This window comes from Hufsiella ginkgonis, from assembly GCF_009834915.1.
GTDB classification, from domain to species: Bacteria; Bacteroidota; Bacteroidia; order Sphingobacteriales; family Sphingobacteriaceae; genus Hufsiella; species Hufsiella ginkgonis.
This window is the reverse complement of sequence record NZ_WVHS01000002.1, coordinates 966,593-992,992: the sequence shown is the minus strand read 5'-3', so window position 1 is coordinate 992,992 and position 26,400 is coordinate 966,593. Positions and strand designations below refer to the sequence as shown.

Below are 26,400 nucleotides of genomic sequence, written 5' to 3'. Positions count from 1 at the left end.
TATTTTCTATTTTCTATTTCCCCCCCTCACAGGTGCCGCATCTATCACCACCAGCTTATCCGGGTGAACGGTGGTAAAGAACAGGTATTGTTCGCCGCCTTCCGCGATCTTGTGTTTCGTCCTGATCTGTCCGACGGTGAGAGGGAAGTTCCTGGAAATGATATTCGCTTTTTTAAGCTGGCTTCCCTTGCTGAAGTCTTTGTATGATGAAACTTCGTTGATCGTAAACGTACGCCCGATAAAGTCCTCGCGGGCTGACCCGGCGGTGTACAGGTGCGAGTGCTGATGCAGTTTTTGGATGCCGAACCGTTCGCCGATAAGCTTAAATGCGCCTCCTTTCATCAGGGCGGCATCGGGCTCATATAGGTATTTACCAGGAGGGAACCATTCGCCCGTGGTATGTTCCCGTTCCACGGACGCTTTAAATGAAAAGCTCCGGGTCTCCGTATCTGCCAGCGCGGAGCAGGTGATGAGCGGTTCGCCTTCGAAATCGCGCTCTATGAGCCAAAGCACTTCTTTACATTCGTTTTTTACACTCAACACGTGGATTTGACTTACGTGCGATAGCTCTCTCAACCCCGATTGGATATCGAGCAGGGGAGCGGTTTTTACCAGGATGCGGGGTGCTCTGCGGAGCAGCAGGGGGAGAGTGGACACTATATCTGGCTCGCAATCTTTCAGGAAGAACACTTTCCCGGCACTCGTTCGGCGGGAAGGATCTGCATAGATAGTGTCGAATTCCGCCTCCGCCGAAGCGATCCGCGAGATGCCGTTTTCGGCTTTGTACCTGATGTTGCCCGCTCCTAATAGCGCGGCATTATGTGCGGAAATAGCGGATAGCTCCGGGTTTAGCTCGCAGTGGATAACCTGTTCCGCGGTTAGCGAAAAGTAATAGGAGTCGACGCCAAAGCCGCCGGTAAGATCGATCACCGAGCCGCCTGTTAGTAAGCTGCTTTTGTATTTCGCCGTCAATGCGGAAGATGCCTGTTCGATAGAGATCTTTGGCGGATAGTACACCCCCTCCGTGCTGAACCATAAGGGAAGCTTTTTCTCGCAGCGTCTCCTGCTTTCTACCTGCCCGGCAAGTTCCCGGGAAGATACAGCGGGGAAGGGACTTTTAGAGAGCAGGATCCGGGTCACGTCCTTATCCGTGTGAGAACGGATAAACTGTTGTACAGCGGTATCGGTTATTGCCGGGTTCAATCTGGTATTTTTACAACTAACTGCGCAGTGTTACGGCTCAGCTGTTCGAGCAAAACTACGCGGCCGGCGGTTAATTCGGTGATCAGGTCGCGTTTATAATGGCGGATAGTAATCAGCTGGAGGGGCGAATTATATTTCAGGTGATATACGCTTCCCAAGGCGGCGACCAGTTTCGCGAAACGTTTCTCATCAAAATCAAAGCATACCGAGAAACTTATCGCAGATATCTGCATCATGTTGATCTTTACCTGGTGAGTGGCAAACGTTTTGAAGATCTCGCTCAGGTGTATTTCGGTAATGAACGAGTGGTCTTTTGCGGCCATAGACACCAGCGCCTGGTTGTTTTTTACAATAATGGCCGGTATGGAAGTATCCGTTTGTGAAGTTTCGCTAACCAGCGTCCCGGGTTCTTCAGGTGCGTAAAAAGGTTTTACATACAGCGCTATCCGTGCGTTTTGAAGCGGCTTGATGGTTTTAGGATGGATCACGGTGGCTCCATAGTAAGTCATTTCCAGTGCTTCGGGATAAGAAAGCTCACTGTACTTTTTCGTGTCGGTAAACAACCTCGGATCGGCATTCAGCACACCCGGAACATCCTTCCAGATGGTCAGTGAACGCGCCCCGAGGCAGGAGGCGAAAATTGCCGCGCTGTAATCGGATCCTTCACGGCCAAGCGTGGTGGTGTAATTCTCTGACGTACCTCCTATAAAGCCCTGCGTTACCAATACCTTGCTTTCTAATAACGGAAGGAGCTTTTTGGTGCTCTCCGCACGTGTTTTCTCCCAGTCTACCTGTCCTTCCCGGTAGGTGTTGTCGGTATGGATAAAGCTGCGGGCGTCTACCCATTGTGAACTGATGCCGGTATATTCGAGATAGGCGTTCACGATGCGGGTGGATACCAGTTCGCCGACAGATACCACCTGGTCGTAAATAAAGTCGAAGTCTTGGTGCGGCTCTTCTTCCAGGATCCAGTCGATCTCTACGAAAGTGTTGGCTACCTCGTTAAAAACCGGGTGCGAGGTTGTACCGAAGAGGTCAGCCAGGACCTGTTCATGCGAATGCTTTAATGTATCGAGTAACGAAAACGCGTCGCCGCCACCCACGTACGCCGTCGTGATCGCTTCCAGTGCGTTGGTTGTTTTACCCATGGCCGAAACTACGATCAATAAAGGTTCTTCCCCGGCAAGAGATACGATCCTGGCCAGGTTTTTCACGCCTTCGGCGTCTTTAACGGATGCCCCGCCGAATTTATAAACCCGCATGCGCCGTTACCAGTTCCTTTGAAAGCGAAACATTCAGCCAGCCTGGTTCCAGGTGGGCCTTGTATTTATTGTAAAAATTAATGGCGGGCTCGTTCCAATCGAGCACCTGCCACACCATCCCGTTAAAGCCCCTCTTTTGCGCTTCGGCGATGGTGCGCTCAAAAAGCAGCTTCCCGAGCCCCTGGCCGCGCATGGCTTCCGTTACGATAAAATCTTCGAGGTACAATCGGCATCCTTTCCAGGTAGAGAAACGAATGTAATAAAGCGCAAAGCCGTGTATCCGCCCGTCGGATTCACCTACGAACGCTTTCCATACGGGGTTTTCGCCAAAGCCGGCATCTTCAAATTCCTGCAGGGTTACGGTCACCTCGTCAGGTGCTCGTTCATATTCGGCCAGTTCTTTTACCAGCTCGAGTAGCCGGGGGCAATCCTGTTTTTCGGCTTCGCGAATGATGATGTTGTTCATGAATTAATTATTTTTCCAATGGGGGATCACCCGTTTTCCAAAAATGGTGCTTCCCATCCGTACCATGGTGCTTCCTTGTTCTACCGCGATCTTGTAATCGCCGGACATGCCCATGGAAATCTCCTTAAAGGAGTCTTCTTTCCGGAAATAACTTGCTTTCAGTCCTTTAAAAAAGGTGGCCAGCTCATAAAATTCTTCGCGGATCTGTTTCGGGTTGTCGGTGTTCGTGGCAATACCCATCACACCGGTGATACGCACATGCTGTAACGCGGAGAACCCGGCCGAGCCGAGCAGTTCCACCACTTCGTCGAATCCGAGGCCAAATTTGGTGGCTTCATCCGCAATATACACCTGCAGCAGGCAGTCGATCACCCGGTTGTTTTTAGCGGCTTGTTTGTCGATCTCCTGGAGCAGTTTCAGGCTGTCGACCGATTGGATGAGCGTTACAAACGGTGCGATATATTTGACTTTGTTGGTTTGCAGGTGCCCGATCAGGTGCCATTCTATATCTTTCGGCAACTGCTCGTATTTTTCGGTCATTTCCTGGACGGTATTTTCGCCGAACACCCGCTGACCGGCTTCGTAAGCTTCACGGACGGCTTCTACCGGTTGTGTTTTAGAAACAGCAACGAGCTTTACGTTCACCCGTTCAACTTCGCTCTTTAACAAGGATATATTAGCCGCAATGCTCATTTATGTGTAATTTTGCACGAAACACGGCAAAATTAACAAATGAAGCGTTTAATCCCTTTCTTTTTTATTTTCATTTTTTTTGCCAATTGCCGCGACAATGAAGCTGAAAAAGGGATCCTGCCGGAAGAAAGAATGATCAGCCTGCTGGTAGATGTTCACCTGGTAGATGGTTACACCAATTCCGTAAGCGCCGATTCGCTGGCTAAATACGCCCCGGTTTATTACCACTCCGTTTTCCAGAAGCACCATACCAATTTCTGGGGCTTTGAGCGGAGCCTGAAATATTATTCGGAGCAGCCTGCCCGTTTTTCGCGGATGTACGATACCGTGAAGGTACGGCTGGAAAGGCTTCAAAAGGTCGAGGATAAACGTGTTAAAGACGAAGCCGTCCGGAAAGAGCGCGCAGAGGCGAAGAAAAGAAAACGAGCCGAAGCGCTGAAAAAGCAGCGTGAGGCTGATGAAAAAAAGAAAGCCGATTCGTTAAAGAAGGCAAAAGATTCCCGTTTGAAGAAACGGACGGACTCCCTGCAGAAAGTAAAAAAGCGCCCTGCAACCAAACCCAAATAAAAGGATGGCGATCCTGATGCTGAATAAGTCGGAACAGCGTAAGCTCACTTTGTTTGTTACCTGCCTGGGTGCTGCGGTGGGCGTGTGGCTGCTGGTCGCCCTTTCGAAGCATTATGTTTATAAGGTGCAAACACCGGTTCACTATGTGAATTTCCCGGGTAATAAGTCGGTACATCCGCTTCAATCAGATTCGGTAAACCTCCAGATCCAGGGAACGGGCTGGCAGTTGATGTTCGACCGGATCCGGCTCAGGCCGGGCACCATTAAGGTAAGCCTCAGGCGGCTGGACCGCCAGAACTTTGTAACATTTACCGACCAGTTGACCGCCATAAACGCCGATTTTGGTTCGGATCAGCGCATCGTATCGGTAAACCCGGATACCCTGTATTTTGATTTTTCTCCGCGCGCAGTAAAACAAGTGCCGGTACGGGTAGCCTATCGTTTCCAATTCGTTAAACAGTTCGATATTTCCGCACCGCTGAAAGTAAGGCCGGCGTATGTGAATGTTACGGGCCCGAAGGAAGAGCTGATCCATATTCGCGAGTGGGTAAGCGACAGCTTGACAGGGAACCGGATCTCTTCCGGTGTAAACCGGAAAGTGTTGCTGAGACAAAGTGATAAACCCGGTATCGATGTTTACCCCGGGGTGGTGGATGTGCGCGTGCCGGTAGAGGAGTTCACAGAGAAGATCATCGAAGTGCCGATAAAAGTTTTGAACAACCGGAGCTACCAGGTTAAGCTGCTGCCTGAGAAGGTGAAGGTTACTTTTATGACTTCGTTGTCTGATTATCAAAATGTGGATAAAGATGACTTTACGGTGAGCGTCGACCTTGCTGACTGGATTGATAAAGGCTTTCCGCAGTTGCCGGTGATACTGGGCAAAAAGCCGGTGTTTTGCCGGATCGTTAGTATAGAGCCCCAAAATATCGATTTTATTATACGTAAATAATGCTGAAAGTTGGAATAACCGGCGGAATAGGAAGCGGTAAAACTACCGTATGCATGATATTTGAGGTGTTAGGAACCCCCGTATTTTATGCAGACGACGCTGCCAGGACTGTTATGAACACTGACAACGACCTGGTAAAAAAACTCATCGCTGCCTTTGGGAACGAGACTTATATTAACGGCCTTCTTAACCGGAAGTACCTGGCGGGAATAGTTTTCAACAATGCAGCTAAGCTTGCCGAGCTGAACGCGCTCGTGCATCCTGCTGTTTTCCGGGCGTTCGATAAATGGGTGGCCGCACAAACGCGCGCACCCTATGTGCTCAAAGAAGCGGCATTGTTGTTTGAAAGCGATTCTTATAAACTGTGCGATACCAGTATCCTGGTAACGGCCCCGGCTGAGCTAAAAATTGCGCGGGTAATGGCCCGTGATAAAGTTAGCGCCGCCGAAGTGCGTGTACGTATGGATAAACAACTAAGCGATGAGCAGAAATCCCGGCTTGCCGGTCACCTCCTGGTAAACGACGAAACGCAGCTCCTCGTTCCCCAGGTGCTTAGTCTTCATGAGGAATTTATCCGGTTATCTGTTGCCGCGCTATGATCGTCCCCGATTTCCTGGTGATTAATGAAAACGGGATTTATTGCAGGCCGGGCAATTTCTACCTCGACCCACAGTTACCGGTTCAAACGGCGGTGATCTCTCACGCGCACAATGACCATGCGGTAAAGGGTAACCGCGCCGTTTATTGCACACCCTCCACCAAGACCATTATGGAGCTAAGGCACGCGAAAAACCATGCTACACAATTTAATACGGTAGGGTACCGCGAGCCCTTCTCTATCGGAGACGTTACCGTTACCTTTATCCCGGCTGGCCATATATTGGGTTCGGCACAGGTGGTGATGGAGTATGCAGGAGCCCGCTACCTGTACACCGGCGACGTTAAACTACAGGCCGACCCTACCTGCGAGCCAGCCGCTTTTTGCAAAGCGGATGTGCTGATCACCGAAACTACTTTTGCAGACCCGGCCGTTTCGCACCCTGACCAGGTATCGGAAATAGAAAAGCTTAGCGCCAGTCCCCATAATATTTTACTGGGAGCGTACAGCCTTGGCAAAAGTCAGCGGTTAATCAGCCTGCTAAACAGGCATTGCCCCGAAAAAACGGTGCTGGTGCATCGTAACGTGCTGTCGATCAACCGCGTTTACGAGTCGTTTGGTTATCCGCCGGGAAAATACCTGCCCTATAGCCGTAAGCTGATCAGGGAGGCGGCAAAGAACTACGTCTATATCGTTCCCCCGCTGACATTTAATAGTTACTTTAGGGCAAAGAACGTGTTGAGGGTCTTTGCTTCCGGCTGGAAAAAGCTGCATCACCAAAATGATATAACATTACTTATCTCGGACCATGCCGACTGGAACGACATCCTGGCGATTATTACCGAGGTTGAACCAAAGGAAGTGTGGACGCTGCATGGCGATGGCAGGCATCTTGCGCATCATTTCCAGGACCGCCCGGTTGTTAAGATCCTGAATAAATGCTGAAAGAAGGGGTTGACTTCTATTATGAGAACGGTTTCATGGTGTTTACCGAACAATATCACCTGAAACGCGGTAGCTGCTGCAAAAGCGGCTGCAGGCACTGTCCATGGAAATATACCCGTCCTAAAAATACGGACGGCGGGCAAACAAAATAGCCGCTGGTTTATTTACTATGAAATTTTAGGTGTAATTCATGGAGCTCGAGAAGGAAATTGTAAGCGATAAGTTCAAAGATAATTATCATAAAGCGGTAGTAAACCTGGTTTATACCTATAATTGGTTAACTAACCTGCTGAAACAGAAGCTTGATCAGTACCAGATTACCCTGCAGCAGTTTAATTTGCTGCGGATATTACGGGGACAATACCCCAAGCCGGCTACCATTAACTTGTTAAAAGAGCGAATGCTCGATAAAATGTCTGATGCTTCCCGGATCGTTGAACGGCTTGTTCAAAAAGGGATGGTTACGCGGTGCACCAACCAGCGCGACCGGAGAGCGGTAGACATCATCATCAGCCAAAAAGGGCTTGACCTGCTGAAAAAGCTGGACACGGAGATGACCGGGGCTGACATTTTAGAAAAAAATCTTACTGAAACCGAAGCGGGGCAGCTGAACGTGCTCCTCGATAAGCTGAGAGGCTGATGCCGTTACACTAAGAAGCTGAGCAGCGCGATAGCCGTTCCGGCCAGCACTGCCAGCAGCTTTTTCCTGTTAAAGTGATGATCTACGCTTGATTCGAAAAGGATCGTGGTAGATATGTGCAGGAATATCCCGATCACGATGCCCATCATCCTGGGGAAATAAGCGCTGATCGTAACGGAAGAGCTGTTGCTGATGAGGTTGCTCAGTAAATAACCGGCCGGTGTCATTAAAGCGAAAACGAAAATTATCACCAGTATGCTCTTCCTGGAAATGTGCCGCTCCAACAGTAGGCTTCCAAGGGCAAATGCCGCAGGAACGTGATGCAGCGCGATGCCGAATACCAGCTCATTCCGGTGGCCGCCCGATAGTGGCATCCCCTCCAGCAGGGCATGCAGGCATAAACTCAGGATGATCCCGAAAGGAAACGAATGATGACCATGCGGGTGGCTGTGCATATGTCCGTGTTCGATCCCCTGTGAATACTGCTCCAGCAGGACCTGGAAAAGAAAGCCACCCAGCACGAAAAGGCCGATATAACGATCGCCTTCGATATATACTTCCGGTATCAGGTGCAATATGGTAATGGCAAACAAGTACGCGCCGCTAAAAGAGAGGATGAGCTTGAGGCGCCGCGTATTGTTGCCTTTGGTGAAAAAAATAGTAATCCCGCCTGCGAAACAGCCCGCAAACAGGATGATCAGCTGCCAGGGTGCCATTGCTTGCCTGTTTGAAGGGTGAGAAATATAGTGCCGGTAACATAGCCGATCATGCAGCCCAATACTGCGCCGGCGATAACGTCTAACGGAAAATGCACGCCCACGTACACCTGCGCCAGGGAAATAGAGAACGCCCAGCCAAGGCCAAGTGCCATGATCCATTTCCATTTACGGCGGAACACCGTAATTAAGAAAAGCGCGATTGCAAAATGATTGGCGGCATGGGAGGAGGGAAAGCTGAATCCCGACCCGCAGGCAACGATTGAATTGACGTCGTGTTTTAACGTTACATCGTTGCACGGCCGCAGCCGGTGGATGGCCGGTTTGATCATTCCCGAGCTCAACATATCTGTAATGGCGAACGTAACCAGCAGGAACACAACCAGTACAAATCCTTTGCGCCCGTAGTTCCGGGTAAAAAAAATGATCCAGAAGAGGTACAGCGGGGCCCAGAAAAACCGGTTCCGCAGGAACGGCATCAGCCAATCGAAAAAGGGATTCGAAAGCCCGTTATTAATGGCGAAAAAGAGCTGGTGATCTAACTGGATCAGTTGTTCCATGATGGGGTTTGGCGGGCTGAAAATAACTGTTCCGTTGCTGGCACGAACGCGGCAAATATAGGAAATTCGGGAATGACTGCATTATGCTGTTGAAGGATGTGCTTTTATTCCTAATTTTGGCGAGAAAAAAATATACGGTGACGCTCATAAAATCTATCTCTGGCATACGCGGGACGATCGGTGGAACCCCCGGAAACGGTCTTACCCCGGTAGACATTATAAAATTCACAGCTGCATTCGGGCAATGGGCAACCGCCCGTTCAGGTACCAAAACGATGGTGATCGGGCGCGATGCGCGGATCTCGGGCGACATGGTGCGCAACCTCGTGGCGGGCACATTACAGAGTATCGGGATCGATGTGATCGACCTCGGCTTGTCGACCACTCCCACCGTGGAGCTTGCTGTTCCGGCGGAGAACGCTGCGGGTGGCATTATCCTCACCGCAAGCCACAATCCCAAGCAATGGAACGCGCTGAAATTACTGAACGATAAGGGTGAGTTTATCAGCGAGGCTGACGGGCAGGAAGTGCTCGACCTGGCAGAGTCGGGCGAGCTCAGCTTTGCCGACGTAAACCAGCTGGGAAAAGTAACGTTTGACGATTCCTGGATGCAAAAACACATCGACCATATCCTCGGGCTTGTACTGGTGGATGCGGATGCCATCAGGAACGCCGGTTTCAGGATCGCTATTGATTGCGTAAACTCCAGCGGCGGTATTTTTGTGCCGGCCCTGCTTAAGGCGCTTGGCGTCGGCACGGTGTATGAGCTTTATTGCGAGCCCGACGGGAAGTTTCCGCATAACCCTGAACCACTGCCCGAAAACCTCACCGATCTCTCAAAGGAGGTGGTGAAGAACCGGGCGAGCCTGGGTATTGCCGTTGACCCGGATGTTGACCGCTTGTGCTTCGTTTGCGAAGACGGCTCGATGTTCGGTGAAGAATATACGCTGGTAGCCGTAGCAGACTACGTGCTGGGCCAAACTCAGGGAAATACGGTATCAAATCTTTCTTCTACGCGTGCATTGCGTGATGTAACGGAACGTGCCGGCGGATCTTATCATGCCGCCGCCGTAGGTGAGGTGAACGTAGTGACAAAAATGAAGGAGGTGAATGCCATTATCGGCGGTGAGGGAAATGGCGGCGTGATATACCCCGAATCACATTACGGGCGGGATGCGCTCGTGGGCATCGCCTTGTTCCTCACACACCTGGCCAAAGTGAACAAGCCTGTTTCGTTGCTCCGGAGCAGCTACCCTAACTATTTTATTTCCAAGAACAAAATCACGCTGACCCCGGAAATGGACATCGCGAAATTGCTGGTCCGGGTAGAGGCGAAATACCAGGCACAACCCCATAGCACGATCGACGGGCTGAAAATAGAATTCGATGAAGAATGGGTACACCTGCGCCGTTCGAACACCGAGCCGATCATCCGGATCTATTCCGAGGGAAAATCGGAGACCGTAGCCGATAACCTCGCCAGAAAGATCATTTCGGATATCAAAGAAATATTAGGGGATAAAAATAGCTGAAGCAATGCGCGTATACTTAGATAATGCGGCCACAACACCCGTTGACCCGGAAGTGCTGAAAGAGATGTATCATATCATGGAGAACCAGTTTGGTAATCCATCGTCTATCCATTCTCACGGGAGGGAAGTGCGTACCATCGTAGAGAAGGCGCGTCGTTCGGTAGCGGCGCTGCTGCACGCCTCGCCGTCAGAGATCTTTTTCACCTCCGGTGGCACCGAGGCCGATAATACCGCGATCCGCTGCGGGATCATAGATAACAAGCTGTCGCACGCCATCACCTCCCGGATCGAGCATCACGCGGTGGTGCATACGCTCGAGGCGATGGAGAAAAGCGGGCAGATCAAGCTGAGCTTCGTGGATGTCGACGGGAAAGGGAACGTCGACCTGGCCCATCTCGAAAACCTGCTAAAGGATAACGAGCGCTCCTTCGTTTCGCTGATGCATGCCAATAACGAGCTGGGAACGCTTACAGATATCGTTAAAGTGGGCAACCTGTGCGAGCAATATGAGGCGGTCTTCCATTGTGATACGGTTCAAACCATGGGACACTACCCGCACAATGTGAAAGAGCTCAAGGCTAACTTTATTGTTTGCGCCGCACACAAGCTGCACGGGCCCAAAGGCGTGGGTTTTTTATATGTGAGCAGCCGCACAAAAATAAACCCCATGATCTTCGGCGGCTCGCAGGAGCGGAACATGCGTGGCGGAACGGAAAACGTATACGGCATCGCCGGCCTCGCAAAGGCGCTCGAGACGGCTTATACGGAAATGGGAGAACACCAGCAACATATACAGCAGCTGAAAAGTTATATGATGGCCCGGTTACTGGAAAATATTCCCGGTATCCACTTCAACGGCGAAACAGAACCTGAGAAAAGTCTCTACACGGTGTTAAATGTATCGTTTCCCGAAATGGAGATGGCGGATATGCTGCTGTTCAGCCTGGATATCGCGGGCATCTCTGCGTCAGGCGGAAGTGCATGCAGCTCGGGTACCAATATCGGTTCCCATGTGCTAAATGGTATCGGCGCCAATCCTGACAGGCCGGCCGTGCGCTTCTCTTTCAGCAAGTATAATACCCGCGGGGAGATCGACTACGTGGTAGCGAAACTAAAAGAGATCCTGGCCGGTAAATAAGGGAACCGGGGGCATCTCAGCGGTCTGCCGGCAACGATTTCATTTTTTCAAAACAATACCTGCCTCCCGGCGTGTTTACCTAGTACATTTAAACACGAAAGCCATGGAAAACATTCAGAATGATTTCAACGACTACAAAGATGAGAACGCAGGTCACGACATCCAAACGGTGACCCCAAACAACGACAATGAGCCCGATAACATCGTTTTCCGTGTAGGCGGTGATGATGATGACGGCGATGATGACGAGCTGATCCCTGTTGAAGGCGATGACTACGAGGATACCGATGCGGACGACGCCGACCTGGATGATGACACCCTGGATGATGACACATTGGATGATGACACCCTGGAGGATGACACATTGGACGATGACACCCTGGAGGATGACACTTTGGAGGATGACACCCTGGACGACGATTTCGAAGAGGAGGATGATGACGAAGAGCTCGACCCGTTAGCAGACCGGCCGACCACCTTTGAAAGCAACGCCAATTTTTCGAATAACTCGCACGGACGCAGCACCGGCACCATGGTAGATCATGAGCCCGGTATCCCGGGGCCCATCGGGGGAAGGCAGTAACTGCAGCAAGCTAAGCGTTAAACAACAAAGCTTAAAGCTGAAAATATAAGCTCCGGTGTGGCGCTTCATCTTTCAGCTTTAAGCTTTTTGATTTATTAGTTCTTCATCATGGTGAGGAAAGAAGCCAGCTTGGTTTTCATCTCCCTCCTGTCTACAATAAAGTCGAGGAAACCGTGCTCAAGTACGAACTCGGCTGTCTGGAAACCTTTGGGAAGGTCTTTCTTGATGGTTTCTTTAATTACCCTCGGTCCGGCGAAGCCGATAAGCGCCCCCGGTTCGGATATGGTAATATCGCCCAACATGGCATATGATGCGGTAACGCCGCCTGTTGTCGGGTCGGTGAGCAGGGAAATATAAGGGATCTTTGCCCGGCTTAGTAGGGCCAGCATCGCTGACGTTTTCGCCATTTGCATCAGCGAGAACGCGGCTTCCATCATCCGGGCGCCGCCCGATTTGGAGATCATCAGGAACGGGATTTTATTATCGATGCAGTAGGTGATGGAACGCGCGATTTTTTCGCCTACCACCGAACCCATAGATCCCCCGATAAAGTTGAAGTCCATACAGGCGATCACCAATTCCTGGTCACCTATTTTGCCGTGGGCTGAGCGGATCGCATCGTTAAGGCCGGTTTTAGCATAGCTTTCTTTTAACCGGTCGGTGTATTTTTTCGTGTCTTCGAACTGCAGCGGATCGCCGGAACGAAGGTTGTTGAATAATTCTGTGAACTGGTTGTTGTCAAATAAGATCGAAAAGTACTCTTTCGACCCTATGCGGAGGTGGTACCCGCAGTAATGACAAACATATTTATTTTCAACCTGCTCAGCGTAGTGCAGCGGTTTTTTGCAATTTGGGCATTTATTCCAGATCCCGTCAGGTGCCTCTTTTTTATCTTCGGTAGAAGTGATAATCCCCTTTTTCTCTCTTTTAAACCAGGCCATATGTGTTTGGAATGAACATGCAAAGGAACGAAATTTTAATTTATTTGTTGATGCGCCGCCTTAAGTTAAAATCTTTAATTTCGGGAAATTTAAAATCATAGCAATATTATGGGTCTGAAAGATTATAAGGGTGTTTTGTATGGCGATCTTGTTCAGGAATTGTTTGAGCACGCCAAGAAGCATCAGTACGCAATTCCGGCAGTGAACGTGATCGGTACCAACAGCATTAACGCGGTACTCGAAACCGCTAAGGCGGTGAACTCGCCGGTCATCATCCAGCTTTCTAATGGCGGCGCGCAGTTTTACGCAGGTAAATCGTTACCGAACGATCAACTGCAGGCATGCATTACCGGTGGTATTTCTGCCGCGCAGCACGTGCACCTGCTTGCAGAACAGTATGGTGTTGCTGTGATCCTGCACACTGATCACGCGGCCAAAAAATTGCTCCCCTGGATAGACGGTATGCTCGACTTTGGCGAGAAGTTCTATAAGCAGAACGGCAAACCTTTGTTTTCATCGCATATGCTTGATCTTTCTGAAGAGCCCATTGAAGAAAATATCGGGATCAGCAAAAAATACCTCGAGCGTATGAAGGCACTCGAAATGACCATTGAAGTGGAACTTGGCGTAACCGGCGGCGAAGAAGATGGTGTGGATAACTCGGATGTAGACAGCTCCCGCCTATATACTCAACCTGAGGAAGTGGCGTATACCTACGAAGAGCTGAAGAGCGTAAGCGAACGTTTTACCATCGCAGCAGCTTTTGGTAATGTACATGGCGTTTACAAACCCGGCAATGTAAAATTGCAGCCCGTGATCCTCAAAAATTCGCAGGACCACGTGAAACGGAAGTTCGGTATAGATGCTGAAAAGCCGGTCAACTTCGTGTTCCATGGAGGTTCCGGCTCTTCACAGGAGGAGATCAGGGAAGCCATCTCGTACGGCGCTATCAAAATGAATATCGACACGGATATGCAATGGGCGTTTTGGGAAGGGATTCTCGGGTATTATAAATCCAAAGAAGCCTACCTGCAAGGCCAGATAGGCAGCCCCGAAGGCGAAGATTCGCCCAACAAAAAATACTACGATCCCCGCGTATGGCTTCGTAAAGGCGAGGAAGCCTTCGTGAAACGCCTTAAACAAGCTTATGAGGACCTGAATTGTATCGGGGTGAATGATAAGTTGTAGTGAGTTATCAGTGGTCAGTTATCAGTGGCCAGTAGTCAGTTCTGGTATTGCGGCTGTAGCCGGCCGCTGATGCCGGTAACCGCTCACTGACAACAATAATAAAAATGCCATCGTTACCTAAACAACGATGGCATTTTTGTTATTATTGACGTAAACAGGTACCATGACAAAGAAAAAGGAAAAAAGGGGGATTTTTGAACGTTTCTCTAACGCAGCAACACAGGCAACGGGCAGTTCGGGGGCTTTTATCGCCGCCGTTTCGGTAATAGTGGTGTGGGCGTTAACAGGCCCGATCTTTAATTATTCGGATGTTTGGCAACTGATGATCAATACCGGCACCACGATCATTACGTTCCTGATGGTGTTTTTGATCCAGAAATCCCAGAACAAGGATTCGAAAGCCATCCACCTGAAGCTGAACGAGGTGATTGCCGCGCAGCAAGGCGCCAGTAACCGGATGGTAGACCTGGAGGACCTTTCGGAGGAGGAACTTGACCAGCTTCATAAATTCTATGCAAAACTGGCGCAGCTGGCTAAAAAGGACAACGACATCCTGTGCTCTCATTCGATCGACGCAGCAGAGGAGATCAATACGGAGAAGGAAGCCAAGTTTAGTCCCATACGTAAAAGAAAATCGAAACCGGCGCACACCGCCAAAAAACCATAGCTTTATTTCATGGAAAATAATATAGTGGTCAGGAAAGTCTCCGATCCTGCAGCACTCGAAAAAGTGTTCGCCATACGGCGGATCGTGTTTGTGGGCGAGCAGAACTGTCCGCCCGAATTGGAATGGGAGCATGAAGATGAGTCCACGCATTTCCTTGCTACAGTAAATGATGAGCCTGCGGGAGCCTGCCGCTGGCGGAAGACAGAGAATGGCTATAAGCTTGAACGGTTTGCGGTGCTTAAAGAGTTTCGCGGCCAGGGAGTAGGACAGGAACTTGTGAGAACCGTGTTGGCAGATCTGCCGGAGGACGCTTCGTACGTGTACCTGAACGCGCAGATCGATGCGATCGGTTTATACCAGAAGTTCGGCTTTAAGAAAGTAGGAGCGCAGTTCGAGGAAGCCGGGATCCAGCATTTTAAGATGGAGCGATAACCCGTTAGCGTAAAAATACCTTACCGGAGAGGTCCATGGCTTCCTGCCATTTTGAGTAGTTTATTCCCGGAAGGTCTTTTTTTTCTGCAAGGTATGCCAGCAGGTTTTCGGTGGCGATGTTTCCCGTAAGCACATCGCTGGCCATGGGGCAGCCGCCATACCCTTTTAATGCGGAATCGAAACGCCTGCAGCCTGCTGAATAAGCCGCGTCTATCTTTTCCCGCCACGATGCCGGCGTGCTATGCAGGTGAACGCCGAGTTCTGCGGCCGGGAACGTAACCGCCAATGACGAGAAGAGCGTTTCAATGTCTCCGGGCTGCGCGCTTCCCACGGTATCGGCCAGGGAAAGTATAACAACGCCTCTTTTTACCAGTTCAGCGGCCCAATGTTCGGCAATTTCTATGTTCCATGCATCGCCATAGGGATTGCCGAAAGCCATCGATAAGTAGATCACCGGCGTTTTATGATGTCGGGCAGCAAGTTCCACCAATTTTTCAACCGTTACCAACGATTCCCGGATGCCCGAATTGGTATTTCTTTGCTGGAAAGTCTCCGAAATAGAAAACGGAAAGCCAAGATAAATGATCTCGTCGTATTGTACCGCTTCTTCTATCCCTCTCAGGTTGGCCACAATAGCCAGCAATTTCGTGGATGACGCCGAAAGGTCCAGTTTGGAAAGTACGCCGGCCGTATCCCGCATTTGTGGAATAGCTTTCGGAGAAACGAAACTGCCGAAGTCGAGGGTGTCGAATCCTACTTGCAGCAACAGGTTAATATAGCTGGCCTTTAAGTCTGTCGGGATAAATTCATGGAGGCCCTGCATGGCATCACGGGGACATTCGACCAGTTTCATAGATTTCAATGGAATCAACTAACCTAAGTTATGTTTAAATTACCGGATATCGCTGCGTACCCGGCATATCACTCGTATTGCGGCTATTACTTGATCCTCGTGTCCTCTGTCATCGTCCCCCGGTTAAAAGGACGGATGATAAGCCTGGTCCCGCGATCGTAGCTGAAATAGCTCCACATCCAGTTTACAAATGTTACTACCTTATTCCTGAAACCGACGAGCGACATCAGGTGGACGAACATCCATACAAACCACGCGAATATGCCATGAAAGTGAATTTTGCCGATATCCACCACCGCACGGTTTCGTCCCACGGTTGCCATGGAACCTTTATCGAAATAGTCGAACGGTTCCGTTTTTTCCTTGCTGATCAGTCTTAACAGGTTTTTCGCCAGGTGCTGTCCCTGTTGTTGTGCCACTGGAGCCACCCCCGGGTGCCCATGCGGGTATTTCTCTGTGATCATGGCAGCCACATCGCCGATGGCAAAAATGTCGTCCTGGCCCTTTACCCGGTTGATCTCGTCTACCTGGATGCGGGCCCCACGCCCGATCGCTTCTTGCGGAAGACCGGGAACCACCTGGCCAACCACGCCCGCAGACCATAACACGTTTTCGGTATTGATCTCCTGGCCGGTAGAGAGCGTGACCGTATTGCCGTCATAGTTTAATACCCGGGCATTAGTCAGCACATTTACCCCCATATCTTCGAGGAATTTTTGTGAGCTGCGCTGTGATTTCTCAGACATTGGCCCCAGTACTTCAGGTGACCCTTCGATGAGATAAATGTTCATGGATGAGATGTCCAGTTCCGGGTAATCCTTAGGAAGGATATGTCTTTTTAACTCGGAAATGGCGCCTGAAAGCTCTACCCCGGTAGGCCCGCCGCCAACTATTGCGAAATTCAGGAGACCGGCTTTTTTTACGGGGTCTTGTTCGACCAGCGCTTCCTCCAGGTTCTGAAGGATCATACTGCGAAGGTTGAGCGCCTCCGGGATGGTTTTCATCGGCATGGTATAATGCTCGAGCTCCTTGGAACCAAAGAAATTGGTATCTGAACCGGTGGCGATTATAAGGTAGTCGTATTCGATTTCGCCAATTGATGTATGCACAACTTTGCGTTCAGGTTCGACGTTGGTTACTTCCGCATTGCGAAAGCTAAAGTTTTGCTGGTTCTTAAAGATTTTCCGGAGCGGGAATGCGATGGAATCTGCCTCGAGGCCGCCGGTAGCTACCTGGTATAGCAAGGGTTGAAATGTATGGTAGTTGTGGCGATCGAGCATTACCACGCGTACTTCTTTGTTTTTAAGCTTTTTGGCCAGCTCGATGCCGCCAAACCCTCCGCCTATGATCACAATCTTGGGAAATTCGACAGGCTGTTTAGGTGCTTCCATGTTTTTAGTGATTAAGATGATTGTAGAACCCGTTTTTAAAGGAAATGTTGGGGCTAATATTCATTCCCCAGGATGCATAGTTCCATGCCGTCGAGGTTTTCGTGCACGCGGACCTGGCAGGCGAGGCGACTGTCAGGTCCTGCATCAGGCAATGTATCGAGCATGTCGAGTTCCGCGTCGCCGGGTGGCGGCAGTTGTTCTCCGCCTTGTACTACCCGGATATGACAAGTAGCACAAAGGGCCATTCCGCCGCAGGTAGCCATAATGGGGTAGTCGTATCCTTTCAGTACTTCCATCAGGCTAAGGCTGATATCTGTTGGTACCTCTACCGGTTCCCGGCCGCCGGTTTCATTCCGGACATATAACGTGATCATGCTAAAATGTATTTACTCCGTAAACGGTGGTATATTTAAAGCTCAGTTTCTGGTCGGGGTATACGTACCTGAAAGCGCTTTGTGCCATCAGCGCCGCTTCGTGAAAGCCGCAGAGGATCAGTTTCAGTTTGCCGGGGTAGGTGTTGATATCGCCAATGGCATAGATCCGTTCGGTATCGGTGGCATAATCGAATGTGTTTACCTGGATAGCCGACCGGTCGATCCCGACGCCCCAACCGGCAATCGGACCGAGTTTAGGGCTTAACCCAAAAAGCGGGATGAGGTAGTCGGTATCCAATTGCTGGTCGGTTCCGTCGCGCCCTTTTACGGTGACTTGCTGCAGGTGACCGTTGCCGTCGATACTCATTACGGTGGATTGAAGCAGTAAATTAATGCGGCCGCCGCGGGCGAGCTCCGCTACTTTTTCTGAAGAGTCGGGCGATCCCCGGAAGGTATCTCCCCGGTGCACAAGTGTAACCTCGCTGGCTATTTCAGACAGGAACAACGTCCAGTCGAGCGCCGAATCGCCGCCGCCGGCGAGGACCACCCGTTTATTGCGGAAGAGCGCTGGGTTCTTCACCATATAGGCGACGCCTTTCCCCTCAAATTCGGCGAGGTTGGTGATATCGGGCTTCCGCGGCTCAAAGCACCCGAGGCCGCCCGCGATAACGATTACCTGGCAGTGTACTTCCGTGTCGTCATCGGTACGGATGATGTAAGAGCCATCAGGTTGCTTTTCCACTGTCTCTGCACGTTCGCCAAGAGTAAATCCCGGCTTAAACGGGCTGATCTGTTCCATCAGCTTTTCAACGAGGTTCTGCGCGTTTATCGCCGGGTAACCCGGGATGTCGTAGATCGGTTTTTGAGGGTAGATCTCTGAAAGCTGCCCGCCCACCTGTGGCAGCGCATCGATCAGGTGGCAGCGCATTTTTAATAAGCCGGCTTCAAATACAGCAAAAAGGCCAACGGGCCCGGCACCGATAATTCCTATATCTGTGGTGATCATCTTGTTTATAAATCAAGGTTCGAATAAATTTTATTGAGGATCTTTTTTAGCAATTCGTAATCTTCTTCCGTAAGGTTCTCCCAGGCTTTCATCCTGATCTCGGCGACTTTTGGCGACCATACCACTACGCTTTGTTCCCCGGCCTCCGTTAGGTGAACGGTAAAGCTCCTGCGATCGCCAGGATGCACACGCCGTTCCGTAAGGCCTTTTTTACACAACAGGTCGATGATCCGGGTTAGGGTGGGATGGTCTTTGCCGGTGAGTTCGGCCAGCTCGCTTTGCGAGAGATCAACCCCTTTGTTCAGGTTTTTCAGGATCAGCCATTGATCTACGGTAACGTCCAGGTTTTCCTGGTTGAACCTTCGCTGGGCATATTGTTTTACCCTGCGCGCCGTTCGGTCGAGCAGGTAGGAATACATAGAGAATTTTTCTGTTGGCATGATAATAATTAGTATGACAAATATATTAAGAAATATTGGAAACAAAAAAGGCCCCGGGAATTAATTCCGGGGCCTTTACGAGGAGGTAAGGTATATTAAACTTTTTCCTTGATCTTACGTTGGAATTCAACCACGAACGGCGTTGCCACGAAGAGTGAAGAGTAAGTACCAAAAATTACACCGATCAGCATTGCGAAGGAGAAGCCGCGAAGGGTTTCGCCACCGAAGATGAAGATGATGATAAGCACCGCCATGGTACAGAGGCCTGTGATCACCGTACGGCTGAGGGTACTGTTTAATGCGTTGTTGATCACCGCCGGCAGCGATTCATCTTTAGAATGATGTTGCTCGATGTATTCGCGTACGCGGTCGAATACCACCACCGTATCGTTGATCGAATAACCCATTACGGTAAGAATGGCGCCAATAAATACCTGGTCGATATCCAGCGCGAACGGAACGATGCCGTTCAGCAGCGAGAACAGCGCAAGGAGCACCAATACGTCATGCAGCAAGGCCACGATGGCGGCCAACCCGAACTCGTACCGGCGGAACCTCGCCAGGATATAAAGAAAAATACCAAGGATAGAGAAAATTACGGCCCATACCGCGGAAGTCTTAATGTCTTTTGCGATAGTAGGCCCAACCTTCTGGGCATCCATGATCACATATTTATCGCCTACTTTTTTAAGACCGGTATTCAGCTTCTGCGTTACCAGGGCTTCGCTGGCCTCGCTGGTAGAGTCGCTCATAAAGGGTGTGGTGATCTTTACCTCGTTGTCTTTCCCGTAGGTTTTTACTTCTGATGTTTCCTTAAATTCTTCATTGAGGATATCGCGAAGCTTGTCCTTATCAACCGCTTTATCAAATTGTACGAAGTAAGAGCGGCCACCTTTAAAGTCGACACCCAGGCTGAAGCCGCGGGTGAACATAGAGATGATCCCTGCCACGATGATGATCGTAGAAAGTGCATAGAACTTACGTCTTCCGCTGATAAAGTCGAACTTGGAGTCTTTGAAAAGATTTTGGGTTGCTTTGATCGAGAAAGAGATCTGGCGATCTTTTTTCAGCATGCCTTCGAAGATGAGGCGGGTGATAAAGATCGCTGAGAACAACGAGGTGATGATACCGATCATCAGCGTAGTGGCGAAGCCCTGGATGGGGCCCGTACCGAACGCGAAGAGGATCAAACCGGTTAAGAAGGTAGTAATGTTTGAGTCGAGGATAGACGACATCGCTTTCTGGAAACCCGTCGCGATGGCAATCCGCATGCCTTTGCCTTCAGCAAGCTCTTCACGCACACGTTCGTAGATCAGTACGTTCGCGTCTACCGACATACCCAGCGAAAGTACGATACCTGCAATACCAGGCAAGGTGAGCACGGCGCCAAACGAGGCGAGCACTCCCATCAGGAAGAATAAGTTAATAACAAGGGCAACGTTGGCTACCCAACCGGCCTGTGAGTAGTACAGGGCCATAAAGATCAGGATAACGGCGATACCTACCAGGGAAGAGATCATACCTGCGCGGATCGATTCCTCACCCAGTGAAGCGCCTACCTGGTATTCGCTAACGATGTTGGCTTTGGCAGGTAAACGACCGGCCTTTAGCACGTTTGCAAGGTCCTTGGTATCGTTGAGCTGGAAGTTCCCGGAGATGGAGGAGGTACCGTTGGGGATTTCGTTCTGTACGGTCGGTGCTGAGTAAACAAGATCGTCGAGCACGATCGCGATACTTTGCTTGTTCTGCTGGTCGGCAGAAGCTGCTGCCGTAAGGATCCGCCATTCGCGGGCGCCTTCCGCATTCATATACATGGTAACCTCTGGATCGCCATTCGGGCTGATGTCGTCGCGGGCATCGATCACTACGCTGCCTTTTAATGCGGCCGAGCCATCGGGTTTGGTCACCCGGATCGCGTACAGCTCGAACATTTTGCTTTCAGGGGTCATTGGTTTTACACCCCACAATAACCGGATATTCGAAGGCACCACGGCTTTAACGGCCGGTGTGCGGAAGTACCGGTTGATGTCGGCGGTATCTTTTTGAGCGGCGTAACCTACAACCGGCCCGCGTCCCAATCCCTGCTGACCATTAGGCCCCTGTGTAAGGTTCGGTGCAAGTTTGGCAAATAAGGGGTTCAGTTTTGCTTGTGCTGCCAGTGATTTGGCGGCTGCCGAAGTATCTTTGGAAGCGTCTTTTTTGCTCCCGAGGGCAGCCAGCTTACCGGCAGCACCGGCGGTGGCAGTATCCGCTTTTGCGGTAGTGGTGGTATCGTTCGTTTTTTCGGTCGACGCCAGGATCTTGTTTACGTTGTCGAGCAGCGGGAAGATCTGGCTGTTATCATAAGTTTCCCAGAATTCCAATGCTGCAGATCCCTGTAATAATTTACGCACGCGCAGGGGATCTTTTACGCCAGGTAACTCGATCAGGATCCTGTTGGTCCCTTCCTGCAGCTGGATGTTTGGAGACGTCACCCCAAATTTATCGATACGTGTACGCAGGATGTTAAAGGAGTTGCTGATCGCGCTTGCAGACCGTTCTTTCAGGAAAGAAATAACGGTTGAGTTGTTTGCATCTGGTTTTACATAGGCCGCGTTTTCGGTAGTTGCAAAGAACTTGGAAAGTTTACCGTCGTTAGAAAGCTTTTTGTATTCGTCGGCGAAAACTTCGATGAAATTAGCGCCTGTTTTCTTAACGCGTTTGTCTGCTTCGTTCAACGCGGTGTTAAAAGCCGGATCGGTCGGCGAATTGGCCAGGTTACGTACAAGGTCCACGAGGGAGATCTCCATGGTCACGTTCATACCGCCTTTAAGGTCGAGCCCGAGCGGGATCTCTCTCGCTTTTGCGTACTGATAGGTAATATATTTCGGAAAATCTAACACTGGCAGCGAAGCGACCGAATCTAAATACCCGTTGTATTTATCGTTATCCCCCTTTGAAAATTTTTCCGCATCATTCTCAACCTTTCTCGCAAGCCAGGTGAATGAAAGGCAATACAAACAAATGATAGCAAATACTATCGTGAAAACTTTAATGAGTCCTTTACCTTGCATTTCAATTAATTATGTAAACTTTTTTTATATGGCGCTTCTAAACAAGTCGGCAAACTTAGATAAAATTTTTGCCTTTTGAAGAAATGAAACAAAATTTTTTATAGGCTGTTTAGCGGCGGCGGTAGGTGATAAATGAATAGGGGAAGGGGTTCTTTTCATTGGCTTCGTGATCTTTCCGCCCGGTTTCTTCCCAGGTATGGGGATCTATCGCCGGGAAAAAAGTGTCGGCCTCAAAAACGGCATGGATCCTGGTCAGGTAGATCACGTCGGTAACGTGGATGGCTTGTTCGTAAATAGTAGCGCCTCCCACCACGGAAATATGACTGGTCCCGCCGCACAATTCCAATGCTTCGGGGAGTGAATGAACAACTTCGGCACCGGCTATTTCAATATCCTGCGTAGTGATCACGATATTTCTTCTCCCCGGTAACGGTTTGCCTACCGAGTCGAACGTTTTTCTTCCCATGATCACCGGGTGACCGATGGTTAGTTCCTTAAAGTGCTTCAGGTCTGCCGGCATATGTGCAAGCAATGCGTTATCGCGGCCGATGCCGTTCTCCCTGTCTGCAATCACTACGATCCTTACTTCCATTTACGTGGTACTAAACGGCTACAGGCGCTTTGATGTGCGGATGCGGATCATAGTTACTTAGGGTAAAGTCGCCGAACTTAAAGTCGAAGATCTCTTTAACGTCCGGGTTCAGCGTCATTGCCGGCAGCGGCCGCGGTTCGCGGCTCAGCTGAAGTTCAGTTTGTTCGAGGTGGTTATTATAAAGGTGTGCATCGCCCAGGGTGTGGATAAAATCGCCTGCCCGGAGACCGGTGACCTGCGCCATCATCATAGTTAGCAGGGCATATGATGCGATATTAAATGGCACTCCAAGGAAAATATCCGCGCTGCGCTGGTAAAGCTGGCAGCTCAGTTTGCCGTCGGCCACATAAAATTGAAAGAAACTATGACAGGGGGGCAGCGCCATATTTTCTATTTCCGCCACGTTCCAGGCGGATACGATTATCCTGCGTGAATCCGGGTTATTGCGGATCTGGTTCACCACTTTGGTGATCTGGTCGATCGTACCGCCATCCGGCGCGGGCCACGAGCGCCACTGCGATCCGTACACCGGGCCTAGCTCGCCATGCTCATCCGCCCATTCGTCCCATATGCTGACGCCGTTTTCCTTCAGGTAACTGATATTGGTTTCTCCTTTAAGGAACCAGATAAGCTCGTGGATGATCGAACGCAGGTGGACTTTTTTGGTGGTTACCAACGGGAATCCGTCAGCCAGGTTGAAACGCATCTGGTAACCAAATACGCTGATGGTGCCCGTGCCGGTGCGGTCATGTTTTTGCGTGCCGTTCGTAAGCACGTGGTTCATCAGGTCGAGGTATTGTTTCATGGTCTAACTCTTCAAAAACGGTTCTATTTTCTCCGTAGCGAAATCCAGCTGCTGGGCTTCTGTCAGGTTGGTATTATCGAGAATGATGGCATCTGTTGCCCGTACCAGCGGACTTTCTACCCGGGTAGTGTCCTGGTAATCTCGGTGGGCCAGGTTCTCAAACACTTCTTCGAGGGTGATCGGGTCGCCTTTGGCGGAAAGCTCTTTAAACCGTCGCTCTGCGCGGACATTGGGATCGGCGGTCATAAATATTTTCAGCTGGGCATCCGGGAATACCGTAGTGCCGATATCCCGGCCATCCATCACGATGTTTTTCGACTTTCCCATGCGCTGTTGCTGCTTCACCATTTCATGACGAACTTCACGTATGGCGCTCACAGCGCTTACATACTCAGAAACAGGCATAAGCCGGATCTCTTCCGACACCTCTTCGTCATTTAGCGTGATATGCGTCTGGTAATCGCGTGCGTGAAAATTAAGGTGAATATCTTTAAGCGCGGCGATCACTTTATCATGGTCGTTCACATCGATGTTATTTCTCAGGAAATAAAGGGTTACTGCCCGGTACATCGCCCCGCTGTCGATATAAATAAAATGAAGTTTTTTGGCAAGGGCTTTTGCCAGGGTGCTTTTTCCGCAGGAGGAATACCCGTCGATCGCGATAACTAGATTTGTTCTCATCAAAGCACAAAGATAGTGCTTCATTTAAAAACCCATGCCGATTTAAGTATTTTTGGCGATGATCATTTCTGAGGAGGCGCTGTTGCCTTATATTTCATTTAAAACCTCCCGCAGCGGCGGAAAAGGCGGTCAGCATGTAAACAAGGTGTCGAGCAAAGTGGAGCTTAACTTCGATGTGGAGGCGTCGGCTCTGTTTACTCCCGGGCAAAAAGACAGGATCCGAGAGAAACTGGCTCACCGGCTTACCGCGAATGGAATGGTACAGGTGATCAGCGAAGCCGACCGCAGCCAGTATAAAAATAAAGCCGATGCCATCGAACGCTTAATCGTGCTCATCGTGCAGGCTCTCCACCAGCAAAAACAGCGGAAGCCGACAAAGCCTTCCCGGCAGGAGATCGCGAACCGTGTTAAAGACAAACAGCAAAAGGCATTGAAGAAGATCATGAGACGGAAGAACTTCCCGGGAGAATGACCGGGCCTAGTTAAACCGGTAATACAGGTTTGCCGTTCCGAACTGGTGCGCGCGTGCGGCGCTTTCGATCTCCCTGGTTTGGAACACCGCCGAGAAATTGGCCGACCAGCGCTTATGGGCGAACATCACCCCGGCCTCCTGCGAAAAAACGAGCGGTTTAACATCATACGTTACCGGGCCTTTGTTATCGCTAAACAAGCCACCCTGTATGGTGGCATCATAGGCCACGTACGCAAGCCTGGGACGTAAATAAAAGAAGAACTCCTTAGCCGGGGCAGCATTACTCCCGGAAGCGGAGATCCGGCTGTTTGCCGATACCGAGCCCGAAAGCGGGTTGAGGGCACCAAGGCGAATGAGGGCCCCTGCGCCAAGCCCGGAGAAAGTGGTACCCGCTTTTAACGCAGTTTCAAATAGCACGTCGGCGTTGCTGTCGCTGGTTCGTGCAAGCAACTGGCTATAACTTAACGCGGTGTTTAACTGTAATTCGTTATTCACCTGGAACTGCCAGCCGTCTATTTCATAAAATCCGATGATCTTATGAAGCAGTTCCTGCACATCTTTACCGAATGCGTGCGGGCCTATAGTGCCGCCGTGCACGGAAAACTGGAGCAGCTTATCGTTCTTGTAAAACCAGTTTAATTTTCCGCCGGCATACAAATAAGCGGCGAAAGGGCGATCCACCAGCCCGATGGTGGGGACCGAGCCTGATTGTGCGTTGTACATTCGCTGCCCGACCTCCGCTTCCCAGGTCTTTTTTATTGCCTTTTTTGCGTTTTCAGGCATCGTTATGGCATGCCTGAAAGTAATGAATAAGCCATTAGTATAATAGCGGTCAGAACCCTGGGCGAGATAAGCGTCGTTATCGCTCTGGAAGCCAAATTCATTACGGAAGTTTTTATCCTGCGCATAAGCGACCAAAGGAAGCAGGAAAAGAAGCGGAACAATGGTTTTTATAGCGATCTTCATGTGAACCAATGAAAAGCCCGGTAACAAATGGTACCGGGCCGCCAGGATTACCTGGATGTGTTGTTAAAAAGTATAACCAAGACTTACCCCTGCATAATAGGGGACGAAGAAGTCGCCGTTAAATACCGGGGTAAAACCCGCCCTTAGTGAAAATCCTTTGTCAACAGGCTGTAACCGGTAAGCAAAGCTCATGGTTCCCACTACGTTGCCGCCGTTTTCGTCAAAGATGATAGAATCGTCGTCAGAGCCTGCCGTAACTACCGTTGCACCCAGTCCGATCTCGAAAAAACTCCTGCCTTTGCCAAGCAGGTAATTCAATGAAAGCGGGATGGTGGTTACATGCTCGCCGTCAACCGCAAGGTAGCCGATACCTGCACGGCCGCCAAGCCCGTCGCGGCGGTTGCCAAAACGGGTATCGTAGTTTACGGTAAAGAGGAGACCCTGTCCGCCTAACTCGACAAATACGTTCTGTGCACGCGGACCTGTAGTTTCTGCCTTAGGAAGCTTTAAGTCCATGGGGGCTTTAAGGTCCATTTTTACCGCCCTTGCTTTGGCATAGTTAAACTGCTGCGCAAAGGAAACAGACGTTGCCGCCATCAAAAGCAGGGTAATACCTAATAAATAAATTTTTTTCATTGTTGGTAAGTTTAGTTCCGGGGTTGAATATAATAAACCGGATCGAACGAA

The 26,400-nt window shown here is 50.2% G+C and carries 31 protein-coding genes; 13 read left to right on the top strand and 18 right to left on the bottom strand.

The annotated features are described in order from the left end of the window. Nucleotides 1-6 precede the first annotated feature (6 nt). From GS398_RS11210 to GS398_RS11195, 4 genes are read right to left on the bottom strand one after another with little or no spacing between them, the layout of a single operon-like run. On the bottom strand, nt 7-1,203 hold the full coding sequence (locus tag GS398_RS11210; RefSeq protein ID WP_160906845.1) for a class I SAM-dependent methyltransferase: 1,197 nt from the start codon (nt 1,201-1,203) through the stop codon (nt 7-9). Next, complete coding sequence (locus GS398_RS11205) at nt 1,200-2,465, bottom strand: aspartate kinase (protein ID WP_160906844.1); 1,266 nt, start codon at nt 2,463-2,465, stop codon at nt 1,200-1,202. The genes GS398_RS11210 and GS398_RS11205 overlap by 4 nt, the downstream gene beginning before the upstream one ends. Beyond that, a complete protein-coding gene (locus tag GS398_RS11200; RefSeq protein ID WP_160906843.1) occupies nt 2,452-2,931 on the bottom strand; it encodes a GNAT family N-acetyltransferase in 480 nt (159 codons plus the stop codon). Before GS398_RS11200 ends, GS398_RS11205 begins: the two co-directional genes overlap by 14 nt. Nucleotides 2,932-2,934: 3 nt before the next feature. Beyond that, nucleotides 2,935-3,624 (bottom strand): YggS family pyridoxal phosphate-dependent enzyme, encoded by a 690-nt coding sequence (locus GS398_RS11195; RefSeq protein WP_160906842.1) that lies wholly within the window; start codon nt 3,622-3,624, stop codon nt 2,935-2,937. Nucleotides 3,625-3,663: 39 nt separating this feature from the next. Here GS398_RS11195 and GS398_RS11190 point away from each other — a divergent pair, with 39 nt between their 5' ends. The 6 genes from GS398_RS11190 to GS398_RS11165 are packed head-to-tail and all read left to right on the top strand — an operon-like array spanning nt 3,664 to nt 7,323. Then, nucleotides 3,664-4,191, top strand: coding sequence for a DUF4296 domain-containing protein (locus tag GS398_RS11190; RefSeq protein ID WP_160906841.1), 528 nt, complete (start codon nt 3,664-3,666; stop codon nt 4,189-4,191). Nucleotides 4,192-4,195: 4 nt separating this feature from the next. Beyond that, the gene (locus GS398_RS11185; protein WP_160906840.1) at nt 4,196-5,140 is read left to right on the top strand and encodes a YbbR-like domain-containing protein; all 945 of its coding nucleotides are present in this window, start codon (nt 4,196-4,198) and stop codon (nt 5,138-5,140) included. Beyond that, the gene (gene coaE, locus GS398_RS11180) at nt 5,140-5,739 is read left to right on the top strand and encodes a dephospho-CoA kinase (protein ID WP_160906839.1); all 600 of its coding nucleotides are present in this window, start codon (nt 5,140-5,142) and stop codon (nt 5,737-5,739) included. The genes GS398_RS11185 and coaE overlap by 1 nt, the downstream gene beginning before the upstream one ends. Then, entirely contained in the window at nt 5,736-6,683 is a 948-nt protein-coding gene (locus tag GS398_RS11175; protein WP_160906838.1) for an MBL fold metallo-hydrolase, read from the top strand. The genes coaE and GS398_RS11175 overlap by 4 nt, the downstream gene beginning before the upstream one ends. Then, a complete protein-coding gene (locus tag GS398_RS11170) occupies nt 6,677-6,835 on the top strand; it encodes a C1orf53 family protein (protein WP_160906837.1) in 159 nt (52 codons plus the stop codon). Before GS398_RS11175 ends, GS398_RS11170 begins: the two co-directional genes overlap by 7 nt. A 38-nt stretch (nt 6,836-6,873) precedes the next feature. After that, a complete protein-coding gene (locus tag GS398_RS11165; protein WP_160906836.1) occupies nt 6,874-7,323 on the top strand; it encodes a MarR family winged helix-turn-helix transcriptional regulator in 450 nt (149 codons plus the stop codon). Between the two features lie 5 nt (nt 7,324-7,328). Here GS398_RS11165 and GS398_RS11160 read toward each other — a convergent pair whose 3' ends face one another. Continuing rightward, nucleotides 7,329-8,039 carry a ZIP family metal transporter gene (locus GS398_RS11160; RefSeq protein ID WP_160906835.1) on the bottom strand — a complete coding sequence of 237 codons (711 nt, stop codon included), beginning with the start codon at nt 8,037-8,039 and terminating at the stop codon, nt 7,329-7,331. Beyond that, nucleotides 8,021-8,599 (bottom strand): phosphatase PAP2 family protein, encoded by a 579-nt coding sequence (locus GS398_RS11155; RefSeq protein ID WP_202406020.1) that lies wholly within the window; start codon nt 8,597-8,599, stop codon nt 8,021-8,023. Before GS398_RS11155 ends, GS398_RS11160 begins: the two co-directional genes overlap by 19 nt. Before the next feature lie 137 nt (nt 8,600-8,736). Between GS398_RS11155 and glmM the strand changes: the two genes are divergently transcribed. The 3 genes from glmM to GS398_RS11140 all read left to right on the top strand — a co-directional run bounded on the left by glmM (nt 8,737) and on the right by GS398_RS11140 (nt 11,852). After that, nucleotides 8,737-10,131: a phosphoglucosamine mutase gene (gene glmM / locus GS398_RS11150; protein ID WP_160906834.1), complete on the top strand. Its 1,395-nt coding sequence runs from the start codon at nt 8,737-8,739 to the stop codon at nt 10,129-10,131. Nucleotides 10,132-10,135: 4 nt separating this feature from the next. After that, nucleotides 10,136-11,269, top strand: coding sequence for a cysteine desulfurase family protein (locus GS398_RS11145; RefSeq protein WP_160906833.1), 1,134 nt, complete (start codon nt 10,136-10,138; stop codon nt 11,267-11,269). Between the two features lie 103 nt (nt 11,270-11,372). Continuing rightward, complete coding sequence (locus GS398_RS11140) at nt 11,373-11,852, top strand: hypothetical protein (protein WP_160906832.1); 480 nt, start codon at nt 11,373-11,375, stop codon at nt 11,850-11,852. A gap of 95 nt (nt 11,853-11,947) precedes the next feature. On the opposite strand, the gene accD is transcribed toward GS398_RS11140, so the two are convergent. Continuing rightward, nucleotides 11,948-12,793, bottom strand: a complete 846-nt coding sequence (gene accD / locus GS398_RS11135; RefSeq protein ID WP_160906831.1) for an acetyl-CoA carboxylase, carboxyltransferase subunit beta — start codon at nt 12,791-12,793, stop codon at nt 11,948-11,950. Between the two features lie 108 nt (nt 12,794-12,901). On the opposite strand from accD, the gene fbaA reads away from it, so the two are divergent. The 3 genes from fbaA (at nt 12,902) to GS398_RS11120 (ending at nt 15,080) form a co-directional block, all read left to right on the top strand. Continuing rightward, on the top strand, nt 12,902-13,981 hold the full coding sequence (gene fbaA, locus GS398_RS11130; RefSeq protein WP_160906830.1) for a class II fructose-bisphosphate aldolase: 1,080 nt from the start codon (nt 12,902-12,904) through the stop codon (nt 13,979-13,981). A 163-nt stretch (nt 13,982-14,144) separates the two neighbouring features. Next, on the top strand, nt 14,145-14,648 hold the full coding sequence (locus GS398_RS11125) for a low affinity iron permease family protein (RefSeq protein WP_160906829.1): 504 nt from the start codon (nt 14,145-14,147) through the stop codon (nt 14,646-14,648). Nucleotides 14,649-14,657: 9 nt separating this feature from the next. Further along, a complete protein-coding gene (locus GS398_RS11120) occupies nt 14,658-15,080 on the top strand; it encodes a GNAT family N-acetyltransferase (protein WP_160906828.1) in 423 nt (140 codons plus the stop codon). 4 nt (nt 15,081-15,084) lie between these two features. Here GS398_RS11120 and GS398_RS11115 read toward each other — a convergent pair whose 3' ends face one another. From GS398_RS11115 to cmk, 9 genes are all read right to left on the bottom strand, one after another. Continuing rightward, nucleotides 15,085-15,933 (bottom strand): hydroxymethylglutaryl-CoA lyase, encoded by an 849-nt coding sequence (locus GS398_RS11115; RefSeq protein ID WP_160906827.1) that lies wholly within the window; start codon nt 15,931-15,933, stop codon nt 15,085-15,087. 86 nt (nt 15,934-16,019) lie between these two features. Beyond that, nucleotides 16,020-17,324, bottom strand: a complete 1,305-nt coding sequence (locus tag GS398_RS11110; protein ID WP_160906826.1) for an NAD(P)/FAD-dependent oxidoreductase — start codon at nt 17,322-17,324, stop codon at nt 16,020-16,022. Between the two features lie 53 nt (nt 17,325-17,377). Next, on the bottom strand, nt 17,378-17,698 hold the full coding sequence (locus tag GS398_RS11105) for a 2Fe-2S iron-sulfur cluster-binding protein (protein ID WP_160906825.1): 321 nt from the start codon (nt 17,696-17,698) through the stop codon (nt 17,378-17,380). 1 nt (nt 17,699) lies between these two features. Next, entirely contained in the window at nt 17,700-18,704 is a 1,005-nt protein-coding gene (locus GS398_RS11100) for an NAD(P)/FAD-dependent oxidoreductase (RefSeq protein WP_160906824.1), read from the bottom strand. A 5-nt stretch (nt 18,705-18,709) separates the two neighbouring features. Next, on the bottom strand, nt 18,710-19,144 hold the full coding sequence (locus GS398_RS11095; RefSeq protein ID WP_160906823.1) for a MarR family winged helix-turn-helix transcriptional regulator: 435 nt from the start codon (nt 19,142-19,144) through the stop codon (nt 18,710-18,712). A 95-nt stretch (nt 19,145-19,239) separates the two neighbouring features. Further along, a complete protein-coding gene (gene secDF, locus GS398_RS11090) occupies nt 19,240-22,197 on the bottom strand; it encodes a protein translocase subunit SecDF (RefSeq protein WP_160906822.1) in 2,958 nt (985 codons plus the stop codon). A gap of 109 nt (nt 22,198-22,306) precedes the next feature. Further along, nucleotides 22,307-22,789, bottom strand: coding sequence for a dihydrofolate reductase (locus GS398_RS11085; RefSeq protein ID WP_160906821.1), 483 nt, complete (start codon nt 22,787-22,789; stop codon nt 22,307-22,309). 10 nt (nt 22,790-22,799) lie between these two features. After that, nucleotides 22,800-23,594 carry a thymidylate synthase gene (locus GS398_RS11080; protein ID WP_160906820.1) on the bottom strand — a complete coding sequence of 265 codons (795 nt, stop codon included), beginning with the start codon at nt 23,592-23,594 and terminating at the stop codon, nt 22,800-22,802. Nucleotides 23,595-23,597: 3 nt separating this feature from the next. Next, a complete protein-coding gene (cmk, locus tag GS398_RS11075) occupies nt 23,598-24,275 on the bottom strand; it encodes a (d)CMP kinase (RefSeq protein WP_160906819.1) in 678 nt (225 codons plus the stop codon). Nucleotides 24,276-24,333: 58 nt separating this feature from the next. Here cmk and arfB point away from each other — a divergent pair, with 58 nt between their 5' ends. Beyond that, nucleotides 24,334-24,747 (top strand): alternative ribosome rescue aminoacyl-tRNA hydrolase ArfB, encoded by a 414-nt coding sequence (gene arfB, locus GS398_RS11070; RefSeq protein WP_160906818.1) that lies wholly within the window; start codon nt 24,334-24,336, stop codon nt 24,745-24,747. Between the two features lie 6 nt (nt 24,748-24,753). Here arfB and GS398_RS11065 read toward each other — a convergent pair whose 3' ends face one another. Beyond that, complete coding sequence (locus GS398_RS11065; protein ID WP_160906817.1) at nt 24,754-25,713, bottom strand: lipid A deacylase LpxR family protein; 960 nt, start codon at nt 25,711-25,713, stop codon at nt 24,754-24,756. A gap of 63 nt (nt 25,714-25,776) precedes the next feature. Further along, on the bottom strand, nt 25,777-26,349 hold the full coding sequence (locus GS398_RS11060) for a hypothetical protein (protein WP_160906816.1): 573 nt from the start codon (nt 26,347-26,349) through the stop codon (nt 25,777-25,779). Nucleotides 26,350-26,400: the final 51 nt, after the last annotated feature.

Bases quoted from the DNA above. Each gene is read 5' to 3' on its own strand.
- GS398_RS11205 (WP_160906844.1), bottom strand. From the start codon at position 2,465: ATGCGGGTTTATAAATTCGGCGGGGCATCCGTTAAAGACGCCGAAGGC.
- GS398_RS11200 (WP_160906843.1), bottom strand. From the start codon at position 2,931: ATGAACAACATCATCATTCGCGAAGCCGAAAAACAGGATTGCCCCCGG.
- GS398_RS11195 (WP_160906842.1), bottom strand. From the start codon at position 3,624: ATGAGCATTGCGGCTAATATATCCTTGTTAAAGAGCGAAGTTGAACGG.
- GS398_RS11190 (WP_160906841.1), top strand. From the start codon at position 3,664: ATGAAGCGTTTAATCCCTTTCTTTTTTATTTTCATTTTTTTTGCCAAT.
- GS398_RS11185 (WP_160906840.1), top strand. From the start codon at position 4,196: ATGGCGATCCTGATGCTGAATAAGTCGGAACAGCGTAAGCTCACTTTG.
- coaE (WP_160906839.1), top strand. From the start codon at position 5,140: ATGCTGAAAGTTGGAATAACCGGCGGAATAGGAAGCGGTAAAACTACC.
- GS398_RS11175 (WP_160906838.1), top strand. From the start codon at position 5,736: ATGATCGTCCCCGATTTCCTGGTGATTAATGAAAACGGGATTTATTGC.
- GS398_RS11170 (WP_160906837.1), top strand. From the start codon at position 6,677: ATGCTGAAAGAAGGGGTTGACTTCTATTATGAGAACGGTTTCATGGTG.
- GS398_RS11165 (WP_160906836.1), top strand. From the start codon at position 6,874: ATGGAGCTCGAGAAGGAAATTGTAAGCGATAAGTTCAAAGATAATTAT.
- GS398_RS11160 (WP_160906835.1), bottom strand. From the start codon at position 8,039: ATGGCACCCTGGCAGCTGATCATCCTGTTTGCGGGCTGTTTCGCAGGC.
- GS398_RS11155 (WP_202406020.1), bottom strand. From the start codon at position 8,599: ATGGAACAACTGATCCAGTTAGATCACCAGCTCTTTTTCGCCATTAAT.
- GS398_RS11145 (WP_160906833.1), top strand. From the start codon at position 10,136: ATGCGCGTATACTTAGATAATGCGGCCACAACACCCGTTGACCCGGAA.
- GS398_RS11140 (WP_160906832.1), top strand. From the start codon at position 11,373: ATGGAAAACATTCAGAATGATTTCAACGACTACAAAGATGAGAACGCA.
- accD (WP_160906831.1), bottom strand. From the start codon at position 12,793: ATGGCCTGGTTTAAAAGAGAGAAAAAGGGGATTATCACTTCTACCGAA.
- fbaA (WP_160906830.1), top strand. From the start codon at position 12,902: ATGGGTCTGAAAGATTATAAGGGTGTTTTGTATGGCGATCTTGTTCAG.
- GS398_RS11125 (WP_160906829.1), top strand. From the start codon at position 14,145: ATGACAAAGAAAAAGGAAAAAAGGGGGATTTTTGAACGTTTCTCTAAC.
- GS398_RS11120 (WP_160906828.1), top strand. From the start codon at position 14,658: ATGGAAAATAATATAGTGGTCAGGAAAGTCTCCGATCCTGCAGCACTC.
- GS398_RS11115 (WP_160906827.1), bottom strand. From the start codon at position 15,933: ATGAAACTGGTCGAATGTCCCCGTGATGCCATGCAGGGCCTCCATGAA.
- GS398_RS11110 (WP_160906826.1), bottom strand. From the start codon at position 17,324: ATGGAAGCACCTAAACAGCCTGTCGAATTTCCCAAGATTGTGATCATA.
- GS398_RS11105 (WP_160906825.1), bottom strand. From the start codon at position 17,698: ATGATCACGTTATATGTCCGGAATGAAACCGGCGGCCGGGAACCGGTA.
- GS398_RS11100 (WP_160906824.1), bottom strand. From the start codon at position 18,704: ATGATCACCACAGATATAGGAATTATCGGTGCCGGGCCCGTTGGCCTT.
- GS398_RS11095 (WP_160906823.1), bottom strand. From the start codon at position 19,144: ATGCCAACAGAAAAATTCTCTATGTATTCCTACCTGCTCGACCGAACG.
- secDF (WP_160906822.1), bottom strand. From the start codon at position 22,197: ATGCAAGGTAAAGGACTCATTAAAGTTTTCACGATAGTATTTGCTATC.
- GS398_RS11085 (WP_160906821.1), bottom strand. From the start codon at position 22,789: ATGGAAGTAAGGATCGTAGTGATTGCAGACAGGGAGAACGGCATCGGC.
- GS398_RS11080 (WP_160906820.1), bottom strand. From the start codon at position 23,594: ATGAAACAATACCTCGACCTGATGAACCACGTGCTTACGAACGGCACG.
- cmk (WP_160906819.1), bottom strand. From the start codon at position 24,275: ATGAGAACAAATCTAGTTATCGCGATCGACGGGTATTCCTCCTGCGGA.
- arfB (WP_160906818.1), top strand. From the start codon at position 24,334: ATGATCATTTCTGAGGAGGCGCTGTTGCCTTATATTTCATTTAAAACC.
- GS398_RS11065 (WP_160906817.1), bottom strand. From the start codon at position 25,713: ATGAAGATCGCTATAAAAACCATTGTTCCGCTTCTTTTCCTGCTTCCT.
- GS398_RS11060 (WP_160906816.1), bottom strand. From the start codon at position 26,349: ATGAAAAAAATTTATTTATTAGGTATTACCCTGCTTTTGATGGCGGCA.